Consider the following 23,183-nt stretch of genomic DNA (forward strand, 5'->3'; position numbering starts at 1 on the left):
CGACCGGCGCGACGCCAGGTGTGACGGACTGGTGCGACGGGCTGGTGCGGGGGACCGGCCCCGGAACGCCGAAACCGCTCGGCGCGTGCGCCGAGCGGTTTCGGGGTCCCCGGTCCCCACCGGTGTGTCCACTCTGGACGGACGACGGCGCGGGGGCCAGTTCTCTGACCCGATCGAGCTAATGTCGCCGCCGCCGGTTTGCCGGGAGCGGGGCGGGGAGCACACCCGGGGCGGACAACCGCCTCGATCCCAGGAGGAACCATGGGAGCCGAACTGCGCAGTGGCCTCGCCGACGCGTGGTCGATGATCGCCACCTTCCTGCCCAAGCTGCTGGGCTTCCTGCTGGTGCTGCTGGTCGGCTGGCTGATCGCCAAAGGACTGTCCAAAGTGGTCGGTCTGGTGCTCGGCAAGGCCGGGTTCGGCAGGCTGGTGGAGAAGGCGGGCATCGGCCACGTGCTGGCCCGCTCCCGGCTGGACGTGGGCGAGCTGATCGTCAAGCTCGTCTACTACTTCGTGCTGCTGATCGCGCTGCAGCTGGCCTTCGGCGCGTTCGGGCCGGGCAACTCGGTGAGCCTGCTGCTCAACGACGTCATCGCCTACCTGCCGAGGATCGTCGTCGCGATCGTGCTCGTGCTCGTCGCCGCGGCGATCGCCAGGGTGCTGCGCGACCTGCTCACCTCCGCGCTCGGGCCGCGCCCCTTCACCCGCCCGCTGAGCACGCTCGCCTACGTGTTCGTGCTGGCGCTCGGCGTGATCGCCGCGCTCAACCAGCTGGGCATCGCGACCACGGTGACCCTGCCGGTGCTGATCACCGTCCTGGCCACGGTCGGCGGCATCCTCGTCGTCGGTGTCGGCGGTGGTCTGATCCGGCCGATGCAGCAGCGGTGGGAGGGCTGGCTGGACCGGCTCCAGACCGAGGCGAGCACCCCGCGCACCACGACCGCCATGCAGGACATGCCCACCCCGGCCGCCGGAACCCCGATGCCCGGAGCGCCCGGTGGCACCATGCCGCCCGGCACCCCTCCGCCGTACGGCGACCAGCAGCCGCCCAAGGACGCATAAGGGCGTCGGAAGTCACTGCTGAGGAATAGCCCCGGTGCGCGAGACTGTTGGACTGAGTCACTGAGAAGCTCAGTCACGAAGAAGTCGTGCGCTACCGGGGTCGGTGGAAGTCCGAACCGGCGGTGACGGGGGAGACCCCGAAGCCCGCGACCCGCTGGCAGCCAGCTAGCGGTTGACCTGGTGCAAGTCCAGGGCCGACGGTGAAAGTCCGGATGGTAGGCAGCGCACGCGCGTGTTGACGGTGTGCGCTGCCCGCACGCCGTCTGCCGCGTTGTGCCGCCCCGGGACCGCAGGGGAGAGGAGAACGCGGTGGACGTGCTGGTCACAGAGGGCCTCACGCTGTTCGGGCAGAAGATCTCCTACGCCGAGCTGTTCGGTCAGCTGTGCGCGCTCGCGGTGGTGTTCCTCGCCCAGCGCCGCACGCTGTGGACCTGGCCTGTGCAGGTGGGCGCGACCGTGTTGCTGTTCGCGGTCTACATCTCCGCTGATCTCGGGGGCCTCGCGACGCGGCAGGTGGTCATCTTCGCGATCTCGCTCTACGGCTGGTGGGCGTGGTCGCGCAAGCAGGACCCGGTGTACGGCGTCGTGGTGCGCAAGGCGACCGGCGTCGAACGGCTCGCGCTGCTCGGTGCGATGGTCGTGGGCACCGTCGGGGTCGCGCTCATCCTGAAAGCGCTGGACGCGTCGTGGGCGCCGTGGCCGGACGCGTGGATCTTCGTCGGCACGGTGGTCGCGTTCGCCGCGCAGGGCAGGGGCCTCGTGGAGTTCTGGTTGGTGTGGCTGGCCGTCGACGCGGTCGGAGTGCCGTTGCAGTTCGCTTCGGGCCTGTACTTCTCCGCCGCCGTGTACATCGTGTTCTCGGTGCTCGTGGTGCGCGGCCTGCTCGACTGGCTGCGAACGGCTGACCGCCACCGAGCGGCCGACACTGCTCTGAAAGGTGCTTGACCTGCTTGAAGCCGCGCGTGAGAGTCCATTTCGTGACTTTTCGCCGGATGACCGCCGCTGCCGCGCTCGTCGTCGGCCTCGGCGCCTCGCTCGCCGTGCCCGCCGCCGCTGCCGCTCCTGCCTTGAAGACGCCCTTCGAAGCGTCCAACGGCAAGGCGTGGACGACCTTGCCCGAAGAAGCCGCCTTCCTCGGGAAGGTCGCGGCGGGCTCGCGCCGCGTCAAGATCGGCCAGATCGGCTCGACCGTGCAGGGCCGCCCGATCCAGCTCGTGCAGATCGCCGAGCCGGGTCCTCGGCCCGCACCGGCGGTCGCGGCGGGCTCCGTCGTGCTGTTCATCTGCTCGCAGCACGGTGACGAGCCCGCCGGGCGCGAGGGCTGCCTGAGTCGCATCCGCGACCTCGCGTTCTCCCGGGACGCCGAGATCGTCCGGATGCTGCGCGCCACCACGGTGTTGTTCGTGCCGACCGCCAACCCCGACGGCCGCGTCGCGGACACCAGGGGCAACGCGAACGGTGTGGACATCAACCGCGACCACATCGCGCTGGAGACCCCGGAGGCGCGCGCGACGGCGAAGGTCTTCAAGGACTACAAGCCCGATATCGTCCACGACCTGCACGAGTACAGCACCACGCCGCCGTACTACGAGAAGGACGTGACGTGGTTGTGGCCGCGCAACCTCAACGTCGCCGACCGCGTGCACGACGAGTCGGAGAAGCTGTCGCGCGACTACGCCAAGGTCGCGGTGGAGGACGCCGGGCACACGAGCGGTGTCTACGGCATCTGGACCGACCCCAACACCGGCGCTCCGATCAAGCAGACCGCGGGTGACGGCCAGGAACGCATCCTGCGCAACACCTCCGGGCTCAAGCACGCCGTGGGCATGCTGCTCGAATCGGCCGTGGACCCGAAGAACGCCGCCGAGAAGGCCGATCCGGCGCTCAACGCGCGTCGCCGCGTGCACTCGCACCTGGTCTCGGTGGACAGCACGCTGAAGATGGCGCGCGAGCGCCGTGTGCAGATCGAGCTGGCCACGACCTTCAGCCGCACTCTGGAGCCCTTGAAGCGCAAGCCGGTGTACTTCGGCGGAGCGGACAACCAGGCGCCGAAGCCGGAGGAAGTGCTCAACCAGCCGCCGTGCGGATACCGGCTCACCACCGCGCAGTTCGACCAGGTCCGGCAGAAGTTGGAGCTGCACGACGTGCACAGCTGGCCGACGGGCGGCGGGCGCTTCGTGCCACTGGCGCAACAGGCTCGCGGACTGATCCCGCTGCTGCTCGACGCGAAGGGCCAGTACAAGATCACCACCGCCGAGCGCGTGAGCACCTGCTGATGTGCTTGTGCCGCAACGGTCATCTCGCCGTGTTTCTGGGGCTTGAAGGTCCGGGCATCATGGAGACATGGCAGACACTCAGGTTTTAGGCCGTTCGGTCGAGCGCGCTGAGGAGATCCTCACCCCGCAGGCGCTCGCCTTCGTCGCAGACCTGAACCGCCGGTTCCGGCCGATCCGAGACCGACTGCTCGCCCAGCGGGCCGAGCGGCGCGCGGAGATCGGCCGGACCGGCAGCCTCGACTTCCCCTCCGAGACGGCCTCACTGCGCTCCGCGTCCTGGAAGGTGGCGCCCGCGCCCGCCGACCTGGTCGACCGACGGGTGGAGATCACCGGGCCGACCGAGCGGAAGATGACCATCAACGCGCTCAACTCCGGGGCGCGGGTGTGGCTGGCCGATCTGGAGGACGCCAACACCCCGCACTGGGAGAACGTGATCTCCGGGCAGGTCAACCTGGCCGACGCGGTGCGCAGGAAGATCAGCTACCGGGCGCCGGGCGGCAAGGAGTACCGGCTGCGCGGCGACCGCGTCCCGCTGCCCGCGATCGTCGTCCGCCCGCGCGGCTGGCACCTCGACGAGCCGAACCTGCTCGTCGACGGCCGCCCCGCCGTGGGCGCGCTGGTGGACTTCGGCCTGTACTTCTTCCACAACGCGCACGAGCTGCTGCGCCGTGACAGCGGGCCGTACTTCTACCTGCCGAAGATGGAGAACCACTACGAAGCGCGGCTGTGGAACCAGGTCTTCGCGCACGCGCAGGAATCGCTCGGCATCGCGCACGGGACCATCCGCGCGACCGTGCTGATCGAGACGATCACCGCCGCGTTCGAGATGGAGGAGATCCTCTACGAGCTGCGCGAGCACGCGTCCGGGCTCAACGCGGGCCGGTGGGACTACCTGTTCAGCGTGATCAAGAACTTCCGCGACGCGGGCGAGAAGTTCGTGCTCCCGGACCGCGCCGCGGTCGGCATGACGGCTCCGTTCATGAGCGCCTACGCCGAACTGCTCGTCGCCACGTGCCACCGCAGGGGCGCGCACGCGATCGGTGGCATGGCCGCGTTCATCCCCAATCGGAGGGACTCCGAGGTCACCTCGCAGGCGCTGGCCAAGGTGCACGAGGACAAGCAGCGCGAGGCGGCGCTGGGCTACGACGGCTCGTGGGTCGCCCACCCCGACCTCGTGCGAGTGTGCCGCACGGTGTTCGACCCCGTGCTCGGCGACGAGCCCAACCAGCTCGCGAAGCGCCCCCGGCTGCGCGCCGACGCCTCGCGGTTGCTCGATATCGCCGCGACGCCGGGCCGCGTCACCGAGGCCGGTGTGCGCACCAACCTCAGCGTCGGAGTGCGTTATGTGGCTTCGTGGCTGCGCGGCACGGGTGCTGCGGCCATCGACAACCTGATGGAGGACGCGGCCACGGCGGAGATCTCGCGATCCCAGTTGTGGCAGTGGCTGCGCTACGCCGTGCGCCTCAGCGACGGGCGGCGCGTGACGCCTGAGCTGATCCACTCGCTGCTGTCCGAACAGCGCGCCGCCATGCGCGCCGAGCTGGGCGACAAGGCCTACGTGTCGGAGCGCTTCGCCGAGGCCGAAGAGCTCTTCGCGCGCCTGGTGCTCGACTCCGAGTTCGCCGACTTCCTCACCATCCCCGCCCAGGCCCTGATCCGCTGAGCTGGCAACGAAAAGGCGCCCCACCGATCGGTGGGGCGCCTTCGCGTGCGTGCGAACGTCAGGCGACGCCGGAGTCCGAGGTCTGCGGACCCGCTGCCTGGACGTCGTCGATGCGGTACTTGCGCGCCGCCTCGACGACCTTCGACTGCTCGACCTCACCGCGCTTGGCCAGTGCGGCCAGCGTGGCGACCACGATCGACTCGGCGTCCACCAGGAAGTGGCGACGGGCCGCCGGGCGGGTGTCGGAGAACCCGAAACCGTCGGTGCCGAGGGTGACCATGTCACTGGACACGTACGGCCGGATCAGGTCCGGGACCGCGCGCATCCAGTCCGACACCGCGACGACGGGGCCGGGCGCGTCCGCGAGCACGCGGCTCACGTACGGCACGCGCGGCGGCACGTCGGGCTGCAGCAGGTTCTGCTTGTCGATCTCCACGGCCTCGCGGCGCAGCTCCGACCAGGAGGTCGCGGACCAGACGTCGGCCTGCACACCCCACTCCTCGTTGAGCAGCTCCTGCGCCTTGAGGGCCCACGGCATCGCCACACCGGAGGTGAGCACCTGCGCCTTGGGGCCGGAGCCCTCGGGCGCGTCGCGGAACTTGTAGAGGCCCTTCAGCAGGCCGTCCACGTCCAGGTTCTCCGGCTCGGCCAGCTGCACGTAGGGGTCGTTGTAGATCGTCAGGTAGTACATGACGGACTCGGCGTTCTCGCCGTACATCCGGCGGAGACCGTCCTTGACGATGTGCGCCACCTCGAACGACCACGCCGGGTCGTAGGCGATGACCGCGGGGTTGGTGTGCGCCAACAGGATCGAGTGGCCGTCGTTGTGCTGGAGGCCCTCACCGGTCAGCGTGGTGCGACCCGCGGTGGCGCCCAGCACGAAGCCGCGCGCCATCTGGTCCGCTGCGGCCCAGAACGCGTCGCCGGTCCGCTGGAACCCGAACATCGAGTAGAAGATGTAGATCGGGATCATCGGCTCGCCGTGCGTGGCGTAGGAGGTGCCCGCCGCCGTGAACGACGCGACCGAACCGGCCTCGTTGATGCCCTCGTGCAGGATCTGGCCCTGCTCGCTCTCCTTGTAGGACAGCATCAGCTTGGCGTCGACCGAGGTGTAGAGCTGGCCGTTCGGGTTGTAGATCTTCTGCGTGGGGAACATCGAGTCCACGCCGAAGGTCCGCGCCTCGTCCGGGATGATCGGCACCAGGCGGTGGCCGATCTCCGGGTCCTTGGCCAGGTCCTTGAGCAGCCGGACGAACGCCATCGTGGTGGCGACCTCCTGCTTGCCCGAACCGCGCTTGAGCACGTCGTAGACCTTGTCGCCGGGCAGCACCAGCGGCGTGCTCTTGACCCGGCGCTCCGGCGAGTACCCGCCCAGCTGGCGGCGGCGCTCCTGGAGGTACTGGATCTCCGGGGCGTCGTTGCCGGGGTGGTAGTACGGCGGCAGGTACGGGTCGCGCTCCAGCTCCTCGTCGGTGATCGGGATGCGCTGGAGGTCGCGGAAGAGCTTGAGGTCGTTGAGCTTCTTCATCTGGTGCGTGGCGTTGCGCGCCTCGAACTGCGGGCCGAGCCCGTAGCCCTTGATCGTCTTCGCCAGGATCACCGTGGGCTGGCCGTTGCCCTCGGTGGCCGCCTTGTAGGCCGCGTAGACCTTGCGGTAGTCGTGGCCGCCGCGCTTGAGGTTCCAGATCTCCTCATCGCTCAGCGGCAGCGCCAGCTCCTTGGTGCGCGGGTCGCGCCCGAAGAAGTGCTCGCGCACGTAGGCGCCGTCGTTGGCCTTGTAGGTCTGGTAGTCGCCGTCCGGGGTGCTGTTCATCAGGTTGACCAGCGCGCCCTGCTTGTCGGCGTGCAGCAGCGAGTCCCACTCGCGGCCCCAGATCACCTTGATGACGTTCCAGCCCGCGCCGCGGAAGAACGACTCCAGCTCCTGGATGATCTTGCCGTTGCCGCGCACCGGACCGTCGAGCCGCTGCAGGTTGCAGTTGATCACGAAGGTCAGGTTGTCCAGGCCCTCGGCCGCCGCGACGTGCACCAGGCCGCGCGACTCCGGCTCGTCCATCTCGCCGTCGCCGAGGAAGGCCCACACCCGCTGCTGCGAGGTGTCCTTGATGCCCCGGTTGTGCAGGTAGCGGTTGAACCGCGCCTGGTAGATGGCGTTCATCGGGCCCAGGCCCATGGACACCGTCGGGAACTCCCAGAAGTCCTGCATCAGCCGCGGGTGCGGGTAGGACGGCAGCCCGTGGCCCGCCCCGCCGTGGGAGTACTCCTGCCGGAAGCCGTCCAGCTGCTCCGCGGACAGGCGGCCCTCCAGGAACGCCCTGGCGTAGATGCCGGGGGAGGCGTGACCCTGGATGAAGATCTGGTCGCCGCCACCCGGGTGATCCTTGCCACGGAAGAACCAGTTGAAGCCGACCTCGTAGAGCGCGGCCGACGACCCGTAGGTGGAGATGTGCCCGCCGACGCCGACGCCGGGGCGCTGCGCGCGGTGCACCATGATCGCGGCGTTCCAGCGGATCCACGCCCGGTAGCGCCGCTCGGTCTCCTCGTCACCGGGGAACCAGGGCTCGCGCTCGGTCGGGATGGTGTTGACGTAGTCGGTGCTGGTCAGCGACGGGATGCCGACGTGGTTCTCCCGCGCCCGCTCCAGCAGGCGCAGCATCAGGTACCGCGCACGCTGCTGACCTGCGCCTTCGAGGACTGAGTCGAAGGACTCAAGCCACTCGGCGGTCTCCTCCGGGTCGATGTCCGGGAGGTGTGCGGCCAGTCCGTCGCGGATGACGCGCACCCGCTCGGGGGCGCCCACGCCGGGGGCGCCGGTGTTGTGCGGGGCCAAGGGTTCTCCTCGCCTGCTGCTCGTGTGTTCACTCGATCCTGGTGGTTACCCGCCCATCCTCCCCCACGCTCGCGTGTGCGCGCACGCGTGGGAGTGCTACTCGTCGGTAACTGTCAATCAACCGATCGAGGCATGCCTGTGCACAACCGTTACGGCGTGTCCCGGTGTGGGCGGTTGCGGAACCGGGCATCTCCAGTGTTCGCTAACCGCGACCGATTTCACATCGAGGAGCGGCGGTCCACCAGGGGTCGCCGCCTCGGCGTAGTTGGAGGAGTGAGAAGCCGTGGTCGCCGCGGAAGACGCCGGCAAGGTCGGCGTCGCCGAGAAGCTCGGGATCGAACCGAGCACTGTCGTCCAGGAGTTCGGCTGGGACGAGGACGTCGACGACGACCTCAGGGCCGCCGTCGAGGAGCGTTGCGGGAGCGAGCTGCTCGACGAGGACGCGCAGGAGGTGGTCGATGTCGTGTTGCTGTGGTGGCGAGAGGACGACGGCGACCTCACCGACGATCTGGTCGACGCGATGAGCCCCCTGGCAGACGAGGGCGTGATCTGGCTGCTCACACCGAAGCAGGGCAGGGACGGCCACGTCGAGCCCGCCGACATCGCGGAGGCGGCGCGCACGGCCGGGCTCTCGCAGACCTCGAACATCAGCGCGGCCGAGGACTGGCTGGGCACCCGCCTGGTCACCTCGCGCTCGGTCAAGCCCAAGCGCTGAGACGGATCTCCGCCGGGGTCTAGGCTGCACGTAGCAGTAGAGCGCGCAGCCTAGACCCTGGAGAGTGCCCGAGATGTCGCTTGAGGTCGGTACCGAGGCCCCGGACTTCACGCTGCCCGACGTGAACAAGGAGCAGGTCAGCCTGTCCTCGTTCCGCGGTGCGAAGAACGTCCTGCTCGTCTTCTACCCGTTCGCTTTCAGCGGGATCTGCACCGGCGAGCTGTGCCAGGTGCGCGACGAGCTCGCCGACTACCAGAACGACGACGTGCAGGTCCTCGGCGTGTCCGTGGACACCCCGTTCTCGCTGAAGGCGTGGGCGGAGAAGGAGGGCTACACCTTCCCGCTGCTGTCGGACTTCTGGCCGCACGGCGAGGTCGCCAAGGCCTACGGCGTGTTCAACGAGGGCGCCGGTTTCGCGGTGCGCGGCACGTTCCTGATCGACAAGCAGGGCGTCGTCCGCTTCGCCGAGGTCAACGCGCCCGGCGAGGCCCGCGACCAGTCCGGCTGGAAGCAGGCCGTCAAGGCCGTTGTCACCGCCTAGTACTCTCGCTCGCGGCGGCTCTTCTGGGCCGTCGCGGGTTCGGGGCGCATAGCTCAGTGGTAGAGCACTCGCTTTACACGCGAGTGGTCGTAGGTTCGAAACCTACTGCGCCCACCGGATTCACCGACGCGGCCCGTGTTGTCACGGGCCGCGTCTTTGTTTGGTCACTGCTTGGTGAACGTGCAGCCCGAGATCTTGACGTACTCACCCTTTTTGGTGGTGAATCGGGCCTTTCCCTGGCTGATGTCGTTCGCGATGATCGAGCCGAGTTCTTCGGAATCGTTGCGCATTCGTCCCCAGTAGCACATCGTCCCGCCTTCGGAGACGTAGGTGCCCGCGTCGATGTCCTCGCCGACCTTGTAGGTGCCCGGCCCCCACGTCTTCTGCTGCGCCGGTGCTTCCGTTGTGGTGACAGGAGGCTGAGTGGTCGTCGGGGTGACGGTGACGTACTGGGTCTGCGTCTGCGTGTACGTCGTGACCGAGGTCGTCGGTGCCGCGACGGGCTCCTGGTTCTGCTTTCCGATGGCCGATCCCATTCCGATCAGCAGCAGCCCCGCGAGCACGCCTCCGCCGATCTTCATCGCCTTGTTCATCGCGACCCCCTCGAAGAAAATGTTGAATTGTCTACTTCTTCGCTGGGGTGGGTCGATGTGTTTCCCGTTCTTCGTGTGACCACCTTTTCGGAGGACAAGTGCCTTTTGAGATGTTCTTGGATGTCGAATCGCGATCTGCGCCGTCTACGGCGGGGCCGTCGCCGCCGGGGTAGGTTTCTGGGCAACCGGAAACAGGGGAAGTGAGATCGTGGTCCACCTCGTGCTGATGCGCCTGGACCATCTGGCCGGAGTCCTGGCCCTGGGCAACAGAGTCTTCGATGTCACGGCGATGCCCTACACGTCGTGGTCGCTGTCGAGCGTGGCCGTTCACCTCGACGCGCAGCCGCTCGCGTGCTGGGTGGCGGAGAGCGACGACGACGTCGTCGGCTTCGTGCTCGGCTCGATGTCCTACGACGAGCGCGAGGACTGGGGCTACCTGGAGTGGATCGCGGTCGATCCGGCGCACCAGGGGCAGGGCCTGGCGGGGAAGCTGCTCGACGCGTGCTGCGGGGCGCTGTTCGCGGAGGGGGCGACGCGCATCGTGACGGACGTGGAGGCGAGCAACGTGGCCTCGGCGACCTTGATGCAGCGCAACGGTTTCAGCGATCGGGTGACGGTGACGCTGTTCGTCCGGCACGCCGAGCCGACGGGCGTGGTGCCGGGCAAAGCGCACCGCACGACGAAGCAGCCGAGCGATCCGGCCAAGGCCCGATTGCGGCGCGCGGCCCGTTCTGACCCCTGAGGCTCACCGCGCTTCAAGTGCCCCAACCCACCAGACCCGTGGCGGGGTGAAACCAATGCGGCATTGGTTACGTCTGGCGAAACAAATGTCACATTGGGTACGTCGGAGCGCCAGGCGCGGAGCGGGGGCGGAGTGACGCGGAGGTGGTGGGGGACTTCGGCGTGAGCGGCGGCGAGGTGGGGTGTTGGCGGTTCGGGGGCGTGGGCGGCATTGTGGGGCCATGACGTGGATGCTGTACGGCGCCAACGGGTACACGGGTCGCCTCGTCGCGAAGCTGGCGGTGGAGCGCGGAGAGCGGCCGACGCTGGCGGGGCGTTCGCGTGAGCGGGTGGCGCCGTTGGCGGCGGAGCTGGACCTGCCGTACCGGATCTTCGACTTGGCGGACGAAGCAGCGACGCGCGCGGCGTTGAGCCGGGTGGACACGGTGGCGCACTGCGCGGGGCCGTTCACGGCGACGGCGGTGCCGATGGTGGCGGCGTGCGTGGACGCGCGGACGAACTACCTGGACGTCACGGGTGAGATCGCGGTCTTCGAAGACGTCTTCGGCTACCACGGAGCGGCGGCGGACGCGGGGATCGTGCTGTTGCCGGGCAGCGGGTTCGACGTGGTGCCGACGGACTGCCTGGCGGCGCTGCTGGCGGCGGAGATGCCGGGAGCACGGCGGCTGGAGCTGGCGTTGTCGATCACCGGAGGCGCGAGCCCGGGCACGCTGAAGTCGGCGATCGGCTCGGCGGGGCAGGGCACGTTCGTGCGCGCGGCGGGCGGACTGCGGCGCATCCGCTCGGGACACCACGTCGAGGTGCCGTTCCCGTCGGGGACCGCGTCGGCGATGCCGATCCCGTGGGGCGACCTGGTGACGGCGCACCGCTCGACGGGGATCGAGGAGATCGCGACGTACTTCCGCGTGCCGAAGATGCCCGCGCTCGCACAGGATCTGGGCACCGCGATGCTGAAACTCCCTATGGCACAACAGATCGCGAGCGCGCTGGTGGAGCGGTTCGTGCCAGGTCCTTCGGAGAAGACGTTGGGGCGCAGTCGTTCCGAGCTGTGGGGGCGCGTCACGGGCGCTGACGGAGAGACGGTCTCGGCCACGCTGACCGGGCCAGGGCCGTACCCGATGACGGCCGACGCGGTCGTGCGCGCGGTGCACCGCCTGGAATCCGGCGTCGTGCGGCCTGGAGCGCACACGCCCTCATCGGCCTTCGGAGCCGACTTCGTCCGCGAACTCGACGGAGTCCAGGTGAGCGTCGCGCCGAGCTTTCTCTAGGGCTCGCGGAGCACGGGGACGCGGGCGGTGGTGAGCCAACCACCGTTCTCGCGGGGCCCGGCGGAGAACGAGCCGCCGAACACGGCGACGCGTTCGCGCATGCCGACCAGGCCGTGACCGCTGCCGGGCTGGCGCGGAGCGAGATCGACGCCGCCGGTGTCGGACACGACGACCTCGGCGCCGGAGTCGTCGAGCCGGACCTCCACGCGCACCGCCGAACAGCCATCGGCGTGCTTCATGGTGTTGGTCAGCGCCTCCTGGACGATGCGGTACACCGCCACCTGAGCGCTCGCGGGCATGCGGTCGGGGTGACCCTCCAGCGCGTAGGTCACGGGCAGGCCCGCCGCCCGCGTCTGCTCCACCAGCTCGCCGAGCGTGGAGATCCCGGGCTGCGGGAAATGCTCGTCCAGCTGGTGCTCCGCGCGCAGCACGCCGAGCACCCGCCGGAGCTCGCCGAGCGCGCCGCGACCGGTGCTGGACACGGCTTCCATCGCGCCGAGCGCCTTCTGCGGGTCGACGCGCGCCACGCTCGTCGCGCCATCGGCGAGGGAGATCATCACGCCGAGGCTGTGCGCGACGATGTCGTGGATCTCCCGCGCGATGCGGGTCCGCTCGGCCGCAACGGCGAGCTCGGCCTGGCGCGCTTCGCGCTCGCGCGTCGAAGCCCGGTACGCGCGCTGGTTGCGCAGGGTCAGCCCGATCAGCCCAGCCATCGTGGCCATGCCCACCGGGGGGATGCCCACGAAACGTGGGACAACGACGCCGAAGAGCGACTGCACCAGAATCCCGACGACGACCACCGCGGTCGCCGCGTAAGCCTCGCGAGCGGGGCGGCGCAGCATGACGCTGTAGTACGCGAAGTAGACCGCCAGCTCGCCGACGACGCTGACACCGAGCGCCCACTGCGAGCCCACGAGCACGACGAGCGTCGCGAAGACGGCGACCGGGGCCTTGCGCCACCACAGCAGCGGCAACACCAGGACGAACTGGAAGATCCACGGCAGCGCCGCCATGCCGTACTTCGCCGCGGTCATCGGGACGCCGATCGCGGTGAGCAGCACGGGCGCCAGCACGTCCAGCGCGAGCGGGTGACGCGCGACGACGCGCCGCGCACGATTCACGAGCACCTGGCCTCCCCTGTCCCCGTACGTGTTACCAGAAGATCATTTCGGGGAAGCGCGTCGGCGCGCCGGGAGAACCCGACGCGCCGACGACGAACCAGAAGTCAGTCCACAGGGGACAGACCTGCCTACTTGTACGGGGCCGCGGCCTTGCCCGCCGCGTACATCAGCGCGGGCTTGATCTTCGGCCAGTGCGTGCTGTCCTGGCAGGAGTACTGCGGCAGGAAGCCGCTGCACGCACCGGAGCGCGCGCCGATCTCGAAGGTGTAGCCGGGGACGCCGAGCTTGTCGTACACCCAGTCGTCGGTGCCGCCGGAGGCCGCGTAGCCGACGACCTCGGGCGCGGTGCCGTAGGTGTAGCCGGTGATGCCCGCCATGTCCTTGGCCATCGCGCGGAGCTTGGCGTCGTTGCCGGTCTTGGCGCCCGACTTGTGGCTCCACGGGAAGATGATCCCGTTGGTGTAGCTGTGCAGGGTGATCATCATGCCCTTGGTGTCCGCCGACGCCGCGGTGCTGTCACCGTCGCCGCGGGTGTCCGGGAAGATCTTGCCGAGCAGACCCTCCAGCGCCTTCGTCTCCACCTCGGAGGACGCGCCGGGGCCGCGGTAGATCTCGCTGCACGGGTCGGTGGAGGTGCCGCTGCCGCCGAAGTGCGTGTTGGAGTTGCGGTTCAGGTCGACGCCGATCTGCCCGCCCCAGCCGCACGACGCGCCGTTGGAGTCGTTGCCGTTCTTGCGGTGCAGCTTCGGCGAGTTCCCGCCCTGCTGCACGATCTCCACGCCGTCCGGGTTGGTGATCGGCACGACCCACATCTCGGTGGAGTCCATCAGCTTGGTGACTTCGGCGTCCTTGCCGTAGTTCGCCGTCAGGTGGTCGATCCAGCGCCACGCCATGTCACCGGTGGTGATCTCGCGGGCGTGGATCTGCGCCATCAGGAAGAAGCGCGGCTTGGCGGAGTTCGGCTTCTGCTCGCAGTCGCCCGCGTTCTTCTTGGTCAGGCAGATCGCACGCAGGTCGTAGCCGCCCTTGCCGGTGGACTTGCGCCACGACTGCCCGTAGGTCACCAGGCTGCCCAGCGCGGGGAAGTCCGTCGCGACCTTGTCCAGGTGCGCGTGCTGGGCGCGCACCGTGCGGTAGCCGCCGTAGAAGGTCTCGTCCGCGTCGGCGCGCGTGATCGGACCGGCGTCGCGCTGGGCCTTCGGCGGCGCCCACTTCGGCGCGGGCATCACGGACTCGACCGTCGTGGCGAAGCCGGCAGCGCGGATGCGCTCGCCCTCGGCCTTGTCGCCGAGCACGAACAGGTCGTCCCCGTCGCGCTCCTCCAGCACGTCGGAGCCGAGGCCGAGCAGCCGCTCGGAGTCCTTGACCGCCTGCTTCACGCGGTAGACGTACTGCTCCTGTGGCTGTTGGGCCACCTGGGTCTGCGCGTCGGTCTGCGCGACCGGCACGGTTCCGGTGTTCTGCGCCAGCAGCGCGCCGGTGACGGCGAGCGCGACGGCTATGCCCAGGATCGGGACACGGGACATGGTCTGTCCTTCCGCAGGGGGTAAAGCTTGAAACGACGTTAAGCCGAACGGCGCACCGCCGCTAACCCTCCGAAAGAACCCTCTGTTTCACGGTTTTTGTGAAATCACACGTCCTCGCGGTCGAGCGAACTCCCGTCCCAGGTGGTGTGCGTGCACGCGACACCGCCGCCGTTCTTCGGCCGCAGCACGTCGAAGATGTGCATGCGAGGGATCTTCGGAGAAACGCCCCAACCGCTGGGCCAGGTGATGATCCAGTCCATGTCCAGGTCGACCAGCAGCCCCAGCATCCTGGCGATCGTCGGATCGTCCAGCCGCTCGAAAGCCTCGTCCAGCAACACAAGGCGAAGCGGTGCCAGCGCGCCCTCTCCCGGGTCCGTGCCAACCGCGTCGTAGAAAGACGCAGCGGCGGCGAAAAGGGTCACATAGGACACGAGGCGCGTTTCGCCCGAAGACAGCTGGCGAAGCCGACGCACGCGCGGCTTGCTGTCCGGACCGTTGTCGCGGACCCGCACGGTGAAGGAGTACCAGGTGCGGTAGTCCAGCGCCCGAGCCAAGATCTCCGCGTAGCCACTGGAGTGCGCGTCCCGCTCGGACTCGATGCGCTCGGTGAAAGCCCTGCGCAGCAACGCGTCCTGCTCCTGGTCGCGGTCGGCGAACGGGGTGCGGACCAGCTCCAGCGCGTCCTTGGTGTCGGGGTCGAGAGCCGCCGACGGACGCCATTCGAGTTGCACGTGCACGCCCTGGCTGGAGCGCGCCTGGTCGAGCACCTCGTTCATCCTCTTGCACAGGTCTTCGGCGACACCGATCTGCGTGCGCAGCCGCTCCGCGAGGTCGCGCATCAGGTAGTCGGAGAAGATGTCCTGGTAGCGCTCGCCGAGGTAGCCGCGCTGCTCCCCGAGCTTGGACGCCACGCGCGCCGCCGCGTCGGCGACCGGGCGCGGGCCCTCCTCGGAGGTCACGGTCACGGTGAGCACGTCAGCGACGGTCTCGGCGGTGATGTTGTGGCTGCCGGCCAAAGACGACTGGAGCGCCTGGAGCTTGCCGATCACGGTGCCTTCGCTGACCGGCCGCTTGTCCGGGGCTTCGCGCAGCGCCTCGAACGCGGCGCTCAAGTCCTCCAGCGACGGCTCTTCGGCATCGGGCAGCGCGGCGGCCCACACACCCGGCGCGGTGAGCAGCGCGCGGAACGCCTCGTTGGAGCGCTCGCGCTCCGCTTCGACGCCGGATCGTTGCTGCTGTTTGGTTTCCAGCAGCGTCTCGACCTTCGTGGCCTCCTCGCGCACCGCGATCACCCGCTCGCGCGCGGCCGGGAGGTCCTTGCGCGCCTGGCGGTGCTCGCGCTCGACCTCGGTCAGCTGCGCGGCGATCTGCTGCGCCTCACCGCCGATCGAGCTGGTCAGCTCTTCGAGCGCCCTGGCCTGCTCGCCGTACTCGGTGCAGCGCAGCTCCGCCTCGGCCTCGGCCTCCTCGCGGTCGCTGAGCGCGGCGTGGTGGTTGTGCAGCGCGTCGGCCAGCTGGTTCACCGTGCCCGCGCACCGCTCGACCAGCGATTCCCGAAGCTGCTCAACGGTTCCGCGCGCCTGCTCGGCTGCTCGGTAAGCCTGCTCCAGCGCGGCGGTCTCGTCGGAGAGTCCCGCCTCGGTCGCGGCCTGCGTCAGCTCAGTTCTCGTTGCCTGCCAACGGAGATCGGCTTCCTGGTGCTGCTCGCGCAGAGCCCGCGCGCGCTGCTCGGCCTCCGCCGACGCCTCCTGCGCGCTGGCCAGCCGCGCGTGCGCGGTGATCAGGTCGCCGTCGTCGGGGAAGGCCGCGAGGTGCTTTTCCCACGCCTTCACGTGCTGGCGCGCGGTTTCCACGGCCTGCTGAGCTTCGGCACGCAGTCCCCGGAGCTGGTCGAGCTCTTCCTCCAGCTCGGCGATTCGCCTGCCCTGCGCGGCCTTGCGGGCTCCTGCGCCCAGGTACTCCGCGGCTTCCTTCTGCCAGGAGCCGGAAAGCGTTCCCGCGCGCCAGGTTCCGTCCGTGGACACCGCTGTCGCGGCGGTGCCAGAGGGCTCGATCGACACCGACTCCAGCAGGCGCTCGATCATCTCGGTCGGCACCGGGCAACCCGGCTCCGGCGCGGGCGTCAGTACCTCTGCGAGGGTACGGCCGGGGAGCTGTTCTCCAGGACTGGCAATGACATCCGCCTCGCCCGCGCCCGCGATCCGACCGTCGGCGTGCACCCACGCGGCGAGCAATCCGCTGGACTGCAAGGCGGCTTCGAGGCCCGCGCGCTCGGCGGGGGAGAGGACCTGGCGGAAGTCGACCAGGCGGTAGAACTCCGCGCCGGCACCGGAATCGCGCTCGGTCAGCGTGCTTCGCGGCGGCACCGGCTCCTGGCCTTGGCGCAGGCCGCGAAGTTCGGTGTCGCGCTCGCCGATCGAGCCGCGCAGTTCGCTCAGCCGCTGTTCGGCGTTGAGCACCTGCTGGCTCGCGGTGTGCAGGTGCGGACCCGCCCACTTGCGGATCTCCTGCGCCGCCCGGCGCCCGGCCGCGCTCTCCGCGACGAGCAGTTCGGGGCGCGGCAGGTGCGGAAGCTCGGTGATGTCCAAAGTGGACAGAGGGCCGTCCTGGGACCACCGCTGTGCGGCCTCGGACCAGTCCTGCGCGGCCACCTCGACCCGCTGACCGGCTTCGTTGCGCCGCCCAGCGGACTCGGTCGCCGCGATCATCGCGTCCCGGGCCGTGCGGTGCAGCTGCTCCACGCGGTCCCGCGCGCGGTCAGACTCCATGGCGCGCTGGTGCAGCGTCAGTGTGAGCGCACTCCGTTGCCGCACGACGGCTGCGGCCTCCTCAGCGCGCTCACCGGCTTCGCGCAGCCCCGTCAGCAACGCGTCCGGGCTCAGCGAAGGCAGTTCCCTGCGCTCGATCGGCAGCGCCTCAGCGTCGGGGTCCGGCTTCGCTCGAACGCGCGCCGTGACGACCTCGACGGTCGCGGGCGGAGCCTCGGGCGCCTGCACGGTCAGCGTGCGCTCCAGGCCCGCCGACGCCAGCAGCTGACCCGCCTGCTCGGCGAGCCCACCGGCCGCTGCGGTGTCCCGCTCCAGGCGCTCCAGGCTGCCCAGCACGGCGTCCACGGCGCGATCCTCTTGCGCGCGTTGACGATTCGCGACCTCAAGCGCGCTCTCCGCACCCTTGCGCGAGGTCGCGACCAGCCGCTCGCGGTCCTGGAGATCGCGCAGCCCCTGGTAGGCGGGCAGCGCCTTCAGCGCCTCGATGCGGACTTCGAGCTCGCTCTCGGTCTCCTCCAGCTCGGCGACCTTGGCCTCGGCCTCGGAGCGGTCCTCGGCGGAGGAGATCTTCCTGCGCTCCAGGCGGTTCAGCTCGGACAGCAGCGAGGTGAGCTTGCGCTGCGCGGCTTCGGCCTGCTCAGCGGCCTTGCGGACCTCGGTCAGCGCGTAGCCGGAGTAGGAGTTGAGGAAGGTGCCGAGCGCGGAGTCCGCGGTGCTCAGCCGGACGATGTTCTCCCGGATCGACTCCAGGTCGTCGAAGGAGGTCGCCAGCCGCTCGATCAGCGCGGTCTCCAACGGCGGCAACGCATCGGAGAGGATCTGTTCGAGCTGGCCCTCCAGCACCTTCAGGCCGACGTCGGGGTTGCGCAGCGTCCGCTGGAGGTGCAGCAGGTCGGAGTAGCGGTCGGCGGGCACGCCGTACACGGTCTCGGCGATCTTCGCGCGGAAGGACGCCTCCTCCAGCACGCAGTCCGCGCCGATCACCTCGCGCAGCTGCGCCGGGCCGAGCGGAACCCGTTCCGCGCCAACGAGTTGCAGGTTGCGGCCGACGCGCGCGGAGGTGATGAAGCGCCACGAGTCGGTGACCTGCTGCGAGGTCTTCGACGCCTTCACGCCGATGCCGCAGGTCAGGTACTCGCCCTCCCCGCGCTCCAGCTCCACCCAGGCGTAGCCGATCCGGTTGGGGCCGCCGGTGTAGTCGTCGAGCATCAGGCGCCGGATGCTGACCGTGTCGAAGCCCTTGGAGCCCATCTGCCGCAGCTCGCCGTCCAGGCACAGCGGCAGCAGCAGCTCCAGCGTCCGGGACTTGCCGGAACCGTTGGTGCCCTGGAAGATCACCCGGCCGCCGGAGAAGTCGAACTCCTGCTCGGCGTACTGCCAGATGTTGACGATGCCACCACGGTTGAGCCGCCAGCGGTTCACGTGCTCTCCTCATCAAAAAGCGACCAGCTTGGCGTCTGGACAACGGGTTCGGGGGTTTCTTCGACGCTCTCCCGGCCAGGGGAGGCGTCGGGGTCGGGGACCCAGCGGTGCGCGGCCGGACTGAGCAGCCACGTGCCCTCGTCCTGCTGCACGGCCAGGCTGAGCGCCGCCAGCAGCTCCAGGACGCCGTCGACCAGCTCGTCCACGTCCTCGGTGGCCTGCTTGGACCACGCGGACGGGTAGGACTCGACCAGTTCGGCGCAGACCTCGCGCACGCGCAGCCTGCTCACCTCGGTGCGGCCGTCCGCGCGAGGTTCTTCTTCCTGTGTCAGAAGCTCGGGCAGGGACAGCAGCGCCACGCGGGCGACCGTGCCCATGCCGGGGAAGCCGAGGTCGGTCAGGTACTCCTCGGGATCGGTCACCGCGACGCCTTCGAGGCGGACTTCGGCGACCAGCCCGAAACAGCGCTCCAGCAACAGCGACTCGCGCTTGTGGTTGCGCTGCAACCAAACCCGCTGCGCCTCCGGCAGGTCTGCGTGCAGCACAACGGGGTCTTCGACGAGCCTGCGCCGCACCGCGTGCTCGACACCGCGCTCCCCGCCGACCATGCCGGTGACCGCCGACGCGGTGATCAGCTCCTCCGGCGTCTCGACCTCGCCGATCGGCCCGGCGAGCAGGTGCCCGAGCAGATCGGTGTCCACGGTGATCAACGCTTCGCTCGGCGCCTCGCCGGTCCACGGCGCCACCGAACCCTCGGTCTCGGTGATCACGCCGAGCGCGACGAGGTGGCGGAGTGCGGCGGTCAAAGCTCGACGGTCGGGAAGGCCGTCGGAGACCTCGATCCCGGCCTCCACGGCCGCCGCGCGGACCTCGGCGACGAGCCGCGACAGCAGCACCTGGCGGCCGACACCGATCAGCGCGGCCATGCTCAGCGCGAGGTAGGCGTAGCCGCGCGGGGTCAGTGACTGCTCGCCGCGCGTGACCTGCGGGCCGGGGCCCGACTTGTACAGGCGAGCGAATTTCCGTTGCACCACAAGGCGATAGCCCAGCAGCGACGAGAACAACTCCTGCAAGGCGACTCGATGCCGGAAGACCAGCGGGAGGAGGTCGCCGTCGTGACTGTCCACTCGCAACAGTGGGCGGCGGAGCAGAGTTCGGGCGCAGCGCACGACGTTCGCCGCGTCGATGTCCGACAGCCCGTCGAGCACCGCGACGGCTGCCGCAGAGCCTCGTTGTCTGGTCGCAGTACTCATGAGGAGCGCACCTCGGGCTGTTCGGTGGTGAGGGCGACTCGCGCGCCGTGCAGCGTGAGGACTCCGCTCACCGTCTTGATGCGGGTCGGCTCCTCCTCGGTGGGCTGGAGCGTCAGGCGCAACCCGCGCACGGGATCGGCCGCCGAGCCCTGGTCGGTGTCGCGCTCGCGCTGTGCCATGGCCAGCGTCAACAGCTCGCAGAAGACGCCGAGCGCGTCCGAGGACAGCTCCGTCTCCTCCAGCTTCGGTGCCGCCGCCGCGAGTTCGAAGACCGCCGCAGCGCGCCGCTGATCGGCCTTTCGCGCTTCTGCCAGAAGGGTTTCCTGGGTGAACGGGTCGTCCAGGATGCGCGACGCGCGACCGCGGGCACCACGGTCACCACGACTCCGAACGCTCACGGTCACGTCCACCACCGGGCCGTCGCGCCAAGGCGTGTGCTCGTCGTCGCCGTCGTGCTCCGGTGCTGGCAGGAGGTGCCGCGAGGAGTACAGCCCAAAAGCCGCCGCGTAGATCGAATGCGCCTCGGTGGGCTCAGCCTTGTCGAACCAGGACGCCAGCTCCAGCAGCTCCGAGCGCCTGCCCGGCAGCAGTCCGCCACCGGCCGTCGCGCGCTTGACGCTGGCCAGCAACGAGCCGATCGCGCGCGCAGTGGCCTCGCGCAGCGCCGTGACCTGGCTGGGCCGCCCCGGGCGGTCCACGAACCAGTCCGTCAGCTCCTGCCAGTCCGTCCGCGACCGGCCCCGCGCGCGCTCGACAGCGCCGCCGAGCTGGTCGTTCGGGCCGAGCAGCCGCAGCAGCTCACTCCGCCCGCGCGCCAGGGCCTTCAGCGAGTCCGCGATGGTCGGGGTGTGCCGGAGCACGTCCTCGACGACCATCTGGATGTACTCGACGAGCAGGTTGCGGAAGCCGGAGATCTCGTCCGGCTCCAGGTTGTGCCTGGTCACGACCTGGCCGAGGTAGGCGTAGAAGTCGCGGACCGTCACCGCCAGCTCGGCGTGCTGGAGGAACAGCGTGGTGACCTGCTCGGCCAGCTCCTCGCGCGCCCGCTTGGCCACCGAGCCGCCCTGGCGCTCCGCCGTGATCGCCTTCGACAGCGTGCCGCCGAGCTGCGTGAGACCGCGCTCGATCGCGGGCAGCAGCTCGCGGGAGACCTCACGAGCGCCCTCGGGCACCCGCAGCAGCTCGTCCACGTCGCGCTGCACGCGCACGGCGAGTTTGTTCACCTGGTAGCGGAACGCGCCGCGGACGAACTCCGCGATGCTGGAGGCGATGGTCTCCCGCCGCCCCTTGACCAGATTCCCCCAGTCGTGGAGCCGCTTGAGCCGGTCGGCGATCACCTCGGGATCGGACTCGCCCGGGTCGATCGCGCCCTCGCGCTCCAGCGGGGCCAGCGCGGCGGCGACCTCGTTCGGCGAGAGGTCCGGCAGCAGCGTCGCGGTGAACAACCGCATGATGGCCAGGTAGCTGCGGCGATGCTCGGCCGTCAGGTAGGCGTACAGGGCCAGTCGGGGCTCGGCCTCGTGGTCCGCCCCGGTCGCCTCGCCCGCCCGTTGCGGCAAGCTGGTCTCGGTGTCGATCGTTCGCCCCTCGTGCCCGGCACTCACTTCATCGCCACCTTAACCCGCTCCCCGACAGCGCTCGCACGAGCGCTAACGTGCTCGCACTCGTCACGCAGTGCACTACCGGGAGGCCCAGTTGAGCGCGGCTCGCGCGATCGGTCTGTTGCTCGGCGTCGCCGCCGACGCCGCGCTCGGCGATCCCCGCCGGGGACACCCCGTCGCCGCGTTCGGCCGCGCCGCGCAGTCCCTTGAGCGCGTCGTCTACCGAGACAGCCGCGAAGCCGGAGTCCTCTACAACGCCGTGCTGACCGGCGGCGTCGTCGCGCTCGGCGTCGGCGTGGAGCGGCTCGGCCGGGGGCGGCCCCTGGTGCAGGCGCTCGGCACGGCCGCCGCGACGTGGGCGGTGCTCGGCGGGACCTCGCTCGGCGCGGAGGGCACCGCGATGGCGCAGTCCCTCGACGGCGGCCGGCTCGACGAGGCCCGCGCCCGCCTGCCCAACCTGTGCGGGCGTGAGCCCGATCTGCTGGACAACCAGGGCCTTTCGCGCGCCACCGTGGAGTCCGTCGCGGAGAACACCTCCGATGCCGTCGTGGCTCCGCTGCTGTGGGGCGCGGTGGCCGGAGTGCCCGGTCTGCTGGGCTACCGCGCGATCAACACCCTCGACGCGATGGTCGGCCACCGCTCTCCGCGCTACACCAACTTCGGCTGGGCCTCGGCGCGGATCGACGATGTGGCCAACCTGGTGCCCGCCCGCGTCGCGGCCATGCTCACGTCGTTGTGCGCGCCCGTCGTCGGCGGCTCCGCGCGCGGGGCGTGGCGGACCTGGCGGCAGGACGCCTCGGCCCACCCCAGCCCCAACGCCGGGCAGATCGAATCCGCCTTCGCGGGCGCGCTCGGCGTGCGGCTGGGCGGACAGACGATCTACGGCTACGGCGCCGAGGAGCGGCCCGTTCTCGGCGAGGGCCGCACTCCGGACTCCGGTGACGTCACGCGCAGCGTCGAGCTGTCGCGGGTGATCGGCACGGCGACCGCGGCGGTGTCAGCGGTGGCTTCCGTAGCGATCAGCTGGCTTCGTCGCCGTCGCTGATCCTTTTTCTGCCGCAAGCATTTCCTGGACCGTCATCTTGCGCGGCTGATCGGGGTTCGCCTCGCGGTAAGCGAAGTAGCAGAGGCCGAGCAGCGCCATCACGCCGAAGCCGTACCACTGCAAGGCGTAGGAGAAGTGCGGCCCTGCGTCCAGGTTGGGCAGCGGCAGCGGCCCACGCACTCCGGGCTGTCCCGGATTGAGCTGCACGAAGCCCGGCTCCAACTGCACTCCGGTCGCGGCTGTCACCGCTGCGGTGCTGACCGAGTAGACCTGCTTGTGCTTGCCGACGTTGACCATCTCGCGGGTCTCCCCGCCGCCGCCGTCGACCCGCAGCCTGCCCACGACCGTCACCTCACCGCTGGGCGGAGCGTCGTAGTCGGGGATCTGCACGCTGTTCACCGGCCGCTCGAAACCGCGGTTGACCAGCACCGTTCTGCCATCGCTGAGGCGCATTGGCGTCAGCACCTCGAACGCGGCTTCGCCGAGCACCGTGCGCAGCCGCGCCACCGTCTCCGCTTCGGGGAGGTAGGTGCCCGTGAGCCGCACCTGGCGCCACTCGTTCGTCGGCGCCGGGCGCTCGTAGTCGATCACCGGGGCCGACTCCGAGCTGGTCACGTTGGTGATCAGCAGCTGCTTGCGGTCGTGCTGGTCGAACTGCCAGGGGCCGAGCAGCAGGAAGCACGCCGCGGAGAACATCAGCACTCCGGCGATCAACGCCAGCCATCCCGGCCGCAGCAGAAACTTCCAACGCACGGACA

General features: G+C 69.9%; 17 protein-coding genes, 1 tRNA gene and 1 riboswitch. Of the genes, 10 read left to right on the top strand and 8 right to left on the bottom strand.

Annotation, left to right across the window (positions count from 1 at the left end):
- Window positions 1-261: 261 nt before the first annotated feature.
- From CCN37_RS18795 to aceB, 4 genes are all read left to right on the top strand, one after another.
- Complete coding sequence (locus CCN37_RS18795; protein WP_086822517.1) at window positions 262-1,062, top strand: hypothetical protein; 801 nt, start codon at window positions 262-264, stop codon at window positions 1,060-1,062.
- An 86-nt stretch (window positions 1,063-1,148) separates the two neighbouring features.
- A riboswitch (FMN riboswitch) is annotated at window positions 1,149-1,290 on the top strand.
- Window positions 1,291-1,371: 81 nt separating this feature from the next.
- Window positions 1,372-2,007, top strand: a complete 636-nt coding sequence (gene pnuC / locus CCN37_RS18800) for a nicotinamide riboside transporter PnuC (protein ID WP_086822520.1) — start codon at window positions 1,372-1,374, stop codon at window positions 2,005-2,007.
- Window positions 2,008-2,054: 47 nt separating this feature from the next.
- On the top strand, window positions 2,055-3,338 hold the full coding sequence (locus CCN37_RS18805) for a M14 family metallocarboxypeptidase (protein ID WP_086822522.1): 1,284 nt from the start codon (window positions 2,055-2,057) through the stop codon (window positions 3,336-3,338).
- Between the two features lie 67 nt (window positions 3,339-3,405).
- Window positions 3,406-5,001, top strand: coding sequence for a malate synthase A (gene aceB / locus CCN37_RS18810; protein ID WP_086822524.1), 1,596 nt, complete (start codon window positions 3,406-3,408; stop codon window positions 4,999-5,001).
- Between the two features lie 58 nt (window positions 5,002-5,059).
- Here aceB and aceE read toward each other — a convergent pair whose 3' ends face one another.
- The gene (aceE, locus tag CCN37_RS18815; protein ID WP_086822526.1) at window positions 5,060-7,831 is read right to left on the bottom strand and encodes a pyruvate dehydrogenase (acetyl-transferring), homodimeric type; all 2,772 of its coding nucleotides are present in this window, start codon (window positions 7,829-7,831) and stop codon (window positions 5,060-5,062) included.
- Window positions 7,832-8,114: 283 nt separating this feature from the next.
- Between aceE and CCN37_RS18820 the strand changes: the two genes are divergently transcribed.
- From CCN37_RS18820 to CCN37_RS18830, 3 genes are all read left to right on the top strand, one after another.
- Window positions 8,115-8,546 (top strand): DUF3052 domain-containing protein, encoded by a 432-nt coding sequence (locus tag CCN37_RS18820; protein WP_086822528.1) that lies wholly within the window; start codon window positions 8,115-8,117, stop codon window positions 8,544-8,546.
- 73 nt (window positions 8,547-8,619) lie between these two features.
- The gene (locus CCN37_RS18825; protein WP_086822530.1) at window positions 8,620-9,087 is read left to right on the top strand and encodes a peroxiredoxin; all 468 of its coding nucleotides are present in this window, start codon (window positions 8,620-8,622) and stop codon (window positions 9,085-9,087) included.
- A gap of 42 nt (window positions 9,088-9,129) precedes the next feature.
- Window positions 9,130-9,201: transfer RNA gene (locus CCN37_RS18830), tRNA-Val, on the top strand.
- Between the two features lie 50 nt (window positions 9,202-9,251).
- Here CCN37_RS18830 and CCN37_RS18835 read toward each other — a convergent pair.
- Entirely contained in the window at window positions 9,252-9,680 is a 429-nt protein-coding gene (locus CCN37_RS18835; RefSeq protein WP_086822531.1) for a hypothetical protein, read from the bottom strand.
- 208 nt (window positions 9,681-9,888) lie between these two features.
- On the opposite strand from CCN37_RS18835, the gene CCN37_RS18840 reads away from it, so the two are divergent.
- Window positions 9,889-10,422: a GNAT family N-acetyltransferase gene (locus CCN37_RS18840; RefSeq protein ID WP_246843130.1), complete on the top strand. Its 534-nt coding sequence runs from the start codon at window positions 9,889-9,891 to the stop codon at window positions 10,420-10,422.
- A 220-nt stretch (window positions 10,423-10,642) separates the two neighbouring features.
- Window positions 10,643-11,689, top strand: a complete 1,047-nt coding sequence (locus tag CCN37_RS18845) for a trans-acting enoyl reductase family protein (RefSeq protein ID WP_086822533.1) — start codon at window positions 10,643-10,645, stop codon at window positions 11,687-11,689.
- Here CCN37_RS18845 and CCN37_RS18850 read toward each other — a convergent pair.
- The 5 genes from CCN37_RS18850 to CCN37_RS18870 all read right to left on the bottom strand — a co-directional run bounded on the left by CCN37_RS18850 (window position 11,686) and on the right by CCN37_RS18870 (window position 21,383).
- Window positions 11,686-12,816, bottom strand: coding sequence for a sensor histidine kinase (locus CCN37_RS18850; RefSeq protein ID WP_086822536.1), 1,131 nt, complete (start codon window positions 12,814-12,816; stop codon window positions 11,686-11,688). The two genes, CCN37_RS18845 and CCN37_RS18850, sit on opposite strands and share 4 nt — an antisense overlap.
- Window positions 12,817-12,938: 122 nt before the next feature.
- Window positions 12,939-14,336 carry a M14 family zinc carboxypeptidase gene (locus CCN37_RS18855; protein ID WP_086822539.1) on the bottom strand — a complete coding sequence of 466 codons (1,398 nt, stop codon included), beginning with the start codon at window positions 14,334-14,336 and terminating at the stop codon, window positions 12,939-12,941.
- 104 nt (window positions 14,337-14,440) lie between these two features.
- Window positions 14,441-18,526, bottom strand: coding sequence for a TIGR02680 family protein (locus tag CCN37_RS18860; protein ID WP_086822542.1), 4,086 nt, complete (start codon window positions 18,524-18,526; stop codon window positions 14,441-14,443).
- Window positions 18,523-19,779, bottom strand: a complete 1,257-nt coding sequence (locus CCN37_RS18865) for a TIGR02678 family protein (RefSeq protein ID WP_086822545.1) — start codon at window positions 19,777-19,779, stop codon at window positions 18,523-18,525. Before CCN37_RS18865 ends, CCN37_RS18860 begins: the two co-directional genes overlap by 4 nt.
- Window positions 19,776-21,383 (bottom strand): DUF2397 domain-containing protein, encoded by a 1,608-nt coding sequence (locus CCN37_RS18870; protein WP_246843131.1) that lies wholly within the window; start codon window positions 21,381-21,383, stop codon window positions 19,776-19,778. Before CCN37_RS18870 ends, CCN37_RS18865 begins: the two co-directional genes overlap by 4 nt.
- Window positions 21,384-21,474: 91 nt before the next feature.
- Here CCN37_RS18870 and CCN37_RS18875 point away from each other — a divergent pair, with 91 nt between their 5' ends.
- The gene (locus CCN37_RS18875; RefSeq protein ID WP_086822640.1) at window positions 21,475-22,425 is read left to right on the top strand and encodes a cobalamin biosynthesis protein; all 951 of its coding nucleotides are present in this window, start codon (window positions 21,475-21,477) and stop codon (window positions 22,423-22,425) included.
- Here the strand turns inward: CCN37_RS18875 and CCN37_RS18880 are convergent.
- A complete protein-coding gene (locus tag CCN37_RS18880; protein ID WP_086822643.1) occupies window positions 22,378-23,178 on the bottom strand; it encodes an SURF1 family protein in 801 nt (266 codons plus the stop codon). The genes CCN37_RS18875 and CCN37_RS18880 overlap by 48 nt on opposite strands.
- Window positions 23,179-23,183: the final 5 nt, after the last annotated feature.

The sequence above is a fragment of the Allokutzneria sp. NRRL B-24872 genome (assembly GCF_002155965.1).
Classification (GTDB): domain Bacteria; phylum Actinomycetota; class Actinomycetes; order Mycobacteriales; family Pseudonocardiaceae; genus Allokutzneria.

Excerpts from the sequence above, each read along its gene's own strand:
- CCN37_RS18845 (WP_086822533.1), top strand. The coding sequence starts at position 10,643 with ATGACGTGGATGCTGTACGGCGCCAACGGGTACACGGGTCGCCTCGTC.
- CCN37_RS18855 (WP_086822539.1), bottom strand. The coding sequence starts at position 14,336 with ATGTCCCGTGTCCCGATCCTGGGCATAGCCGTCGCGCTCGCCGTCACC.
- CCN37_RS18795 (WP_086822517.1), top strand. The coding sequence starts at position 262 with ATGGGAGCCGAACTGCGCAGTGGCCTCGCCGACGCGTGGTCGATGATC.
- aceB (WP_086822524.1), top strand. The coding sequence starts at position 3,406 with ATGGCAGACACTCAGGTTTTAGGCCGTTCGGTCGAGCGCGCTGAGGAG.
- CCN37_RS18825 (WP_086822530.1), top strand. The coding sequence starts at position 8,620 with ATGTCGCTTGAGGTCGGTACCGAGGCCCCGGACTTCACGCTGCCCGAC.
- CCN37_RS18805 (WP_086822522.1), top strand. The coding sequence starts at position 2,055 with ATGACCGCCGCTGCCGCGCTCGTCGTCGGCCTCGGCGCCTCGCTCGCC.
- CCN37_RS18835 (WP_086822531.1), bottom strand. The coding sequence starts at position 9,680 with ATGAACAAGGCGATGAAGATCGGCGGAGGCGTGCTCGCGGGGCTGCTG.
- CCN37_RS18865 (WP_086822545.1), bottom strand. The coding sequence starts at position 19,779 with ATGAGTACTGCGACCAGACAACGAGGCTCTGCGGCAGCCGTCGCGGTG.